This window comes from Desulfuromonadales bacterium (assembly GCA_035620395.1).
Taxonomy (GTDB): Bacteria; Desulfobacterota; Desulfuromonadia; order Desulfuromonadales; family DASPGW01; genus DASPGW01.
This window is the reverse complement of record DASPGW010000116.1, coordinates 1-3,389: the sequence shown is the minus strand read 5'-3', so window position 1 is coordinate 3,389 and position 3,389 is coordinate 1. Positions and strand designations below refer to the sequence as shown.

The window sequence follows — 3,389 nt, the reverse complement described above, 5'->3', positions numbered from 1 at the left end:
CACGGCGGCATCCGCCGGCCCGTCGTTGACTGCTCCGACCAGGGGCTTGACAATGGTTCCGGCCTGGACCTCGTGGTCGTAGCGGCGGACCACGCTCTCCTTGGAGCAGATATTGAGCCGGGCGAGCAGATGGCGCAGGGTAGCCGCCATGTCGAGCGGCTGCGGAAACTTCGGCTCGGCCAGCTCTTTCGCCTCCCAGCGGGCGGGGATGACCAGTTGCGGACACCCTTCGTGGAGGAACTCCATGGCCAGGTAGGTCACCGTCTGCCCCTGATAGAGGCAGTGATAATAACCGGAGTCGGTGAACTGTCCGAGGTCGGACGCCTCGACATCCATCTCGCGCGCCAGGGTGATGAAGGCCTCGAGCTTCTCCGGAGGCACGGCCAGGGTCATCCGCTCCTGTGCTTCGGATATGAGTATTTCCCAGGGCTGCAGCCCGGGGTACTTGAGCGGCGCCCGATCGAGGTGCAGCTCGAAGCCGCCGGTGTCCTGGGCCATCTCGCCGACCGAAGAGGAGAGGCCGCCGGCGCCGTTGTCGGTAATCGAGCTGTAGAGGTCGCGGTCGCGAGCGACCAGCAGGAAATCGAACATCCGCCTCTGGGTGATCGGGTCGCCGATCTGCACCGCGGTCACCGGCGAGCCCTCGTGCAGCTCCTCGGAGGAGAAGGTGGCGCCGTGGATGCCGTCCTTGCCGATGCGGCCGCCGACCATGACGATGCGGTCGCCGACCCGCGCCTTTTTCTCGTGACCGGGACGGCCGTTGACCACCGCCGGCATGATCGCCCCGGTCCCGCAGTATACCAGTGGCTTGCCGGCAAAGCGGTCGTCGAAGACGATGGAGCCGTTGACCGTCGGGATGCCGCTCTTGTTGCCGCCGTGCTCGACCCCCTCGACGACCCCCTCGAAGATGCGCCGCGGATGCAGCAGACGCGGCGGCAGCGGCTTGTCGTAGAAGGGTGAGGCGAAGCAGAAGACGTCGGTATTGAAGAGCAGCCGCGCCCCCTGGCCGGTGCCGAAGGAGTCGCGGTTGACGCCGACGATGCCGGTCAGGGCGCCCCCGTAAGGGTCGAGGGCGCTGGGGGAGTTGTGGGTCTCGGCCTTGAAGACCAGGCTCCAGTCGTCGTTGAACCGGATGACGCCGGCATTGTCCTTGAAAACCGAAAGGCAGATGTCGCCGGCCCCCTGGCTGGCCCGGACCTCCTGGGTCGCCCGCACGATATAGCTCTTGAACAGGGAGTTGATGGTCTGCCTACCGCCCTGCCCGTCCTCGTACTCGATGCGGGCGGCGAAGATCTTGTGCTTGCAGTGCTCGCTCCAGGTCTGGGCGAGGGCCTCGAGTTCGGCATCGGTCAGCTTCCCCCCCAGCCCGACCCGGCCCCGCGCTTGCCGCACCTGCGGGTCGGCGGCATGGGCCTGGATCGTCTTCATCTCTTCGAGGTTGAGGGCCAGCATTCCTTCCTTGCTGATGGCGAGCAGTTCTGCGTCGGCGACCTCGAGATCGATCTCCCGCACGGGCGCCGCATCCTGAGCCCCGACAGCCACCCGGGGGACATTCGCCGGCAGGCCGGCCCGGCGGTCGAAACGGGCGGCCGGGACGATGGTCCAGCGCTGGATCAGCCCGTTCGCCAGGAAGCCCGAGGCGATCCGCTCGGCCACCGCCTCGTCGACAGCCCCCTTGAGCAGATACTGCACCGAGGTGTAGACCCCCTCTTCGGCGGCAAAGAGGCGGCCGGTCAGGTACTGGATCGCCTCGCGGCCGGTGCGGCCGACGTTGTCGGTGACCCCGGGGCGGTAACCGACCTCGATCAGGATGTCGAAATCGACGGCGAGGGGGCGATCAACCGCGACCTCCTGAATAATCGGGTCGGAAAAGGGGCCGTGAGCGGCAGCCAGCACTTCGGCTTCGGAAAGTGCGGCATCCAGCGTGTAAACATCGATGGTCCGCACGCTCGCCAGGTCGATGCCGAGATGTTCACGGATCTCCCGCCGAACCCGCTCGCCGCGGGCGTCGCGAACGCCGTCCTTGAGTCCAACTTCTATGCGCCAGGGCATGGATGACTCCTGAAACATGTTACGAGAATGCGTAGAGGCGGACTGCGTCCGCCCAGGGCGCATGTAATGCGCCCCTGCAAGATTCAATCAATACGAACAATCCGCCTCGAACACCCGCTTGAAGATGGTGTCGACATGCTTGAGGTGATAACCGAGATCGAAGGATTCGCGAATCTTCGCCTCGCCCAGCGCCCCGACCACCTCCGGATCCGCCAGCAGCTCGGTGAGGAAGTCCTTCCCCTCTTCCCAGACCTTCATGGCATTTTTCTGTACCAGCCGATAGGCGTCCTCGCGGGAGACACCGGCCTGGGTCAAGTCGAGCAGAATTTTCTGCGAAAAGACCAGACCCTTCATCTGGTTGAGGTTCTTCAGCATGTTCTGGGGATAGACCACCAGATTCTTGATCAGGCCGTTGAGTCGGCGCAGAGAGAAGTCGAGAGCGACCGTCGCATCCGGGGCGATATAGCGTTCGACCGAGGAGTGGGAGATGTCGCGCTCGTGCCAGAGAGCCACGTTCTCCAGCGCCGGGATGCACAACCCCCGGATGTACCGTGCCTGTCCGGTGAGGTTCTCGGAGAGAATCGGATTGCGCTTGTGGGGCATGGCGGAGGAACCTTTCTGCCCCTTGCTGAAGAATTCCTCGGCCTCCAGCACCTCGGTGCGCTGCAGGTGGCGAATCTCCACGGCGATGCGCTCCAGCGAGGAGGCGATCACCGCCAGGGTGCAGAAGTATTCGGCGTGACGGTCGCGGGGGATGACCTGGGTCGAGACCGGCTCGGGCCTGAGGCCCAGCTTCTCGCAGACATACTCCTCGACCCGCGGATCGATGTTGGCAAAAGTGCCGACCGCCCCGGAAATGGCGCCGGTGGCGATGTTTTCACGGGCCGCGGCCAGGCGGCGTCGATTGCGTGCCATTTCGGCGTACCAGGTGGCGAGCTTGAGGCCGAAGGTGACCGGCTCGGCGTGGATACCGTGCGAGCGTCCCATGCAGACGGTGTCCTTATGCTCCCAGGCGCGGGCCTTGATCGACTCGAGCACCATCCCGAGATCGGCCAGCAACTCGTCGGCGGCCTGCACCAACTGCACCGAGAGGCAGGTGTCGAGGACATCGGAGGAGGTCATCCCCTGGTGAATGAAGCGTGCCTCGGGGCCGACGTACTCGGCAACCGAGGTGAGAAAGGCGATGACATCGTGCTTGACCTCGGCCTCGATGGCGTCGATCCGGGCAATGTCGAAGTTCCCCTTCGCGCGGATGGTTTGCACCGCCTCTTTCGGGATCACACCGAGCTCGGCCTGTGCCTCGCAGGCCAGGGTTTCTATTTCCAGCCAGATCCGGA

General features: G+C 64.9%; 2 protein-coding genes. Both read right to left on the bottom strand.

Features of this window, described 5'->3' with window-relative positions; all coding sequences use genetic code 11:
• Nucleotides 1-2,052: phosphoribosylformylglycinamidine synthase subunit PurS (locus VD811_06465; GenBank protein HXV20613.1), on the bottom strand; the 2,052-nt coding region annotated here is incomplete at its 3' end.
• Between the two features lie 87 nt (nucleotides 2,053-2,139).
• The coding region (gene purB / locus VD811_06460; GenBank protein ID HXV20612.1) for an adenylosuccinate lyase at nucleotides 2,140-3,389 on the bottom strand (1,250 nt) is incomplete at its 5' end.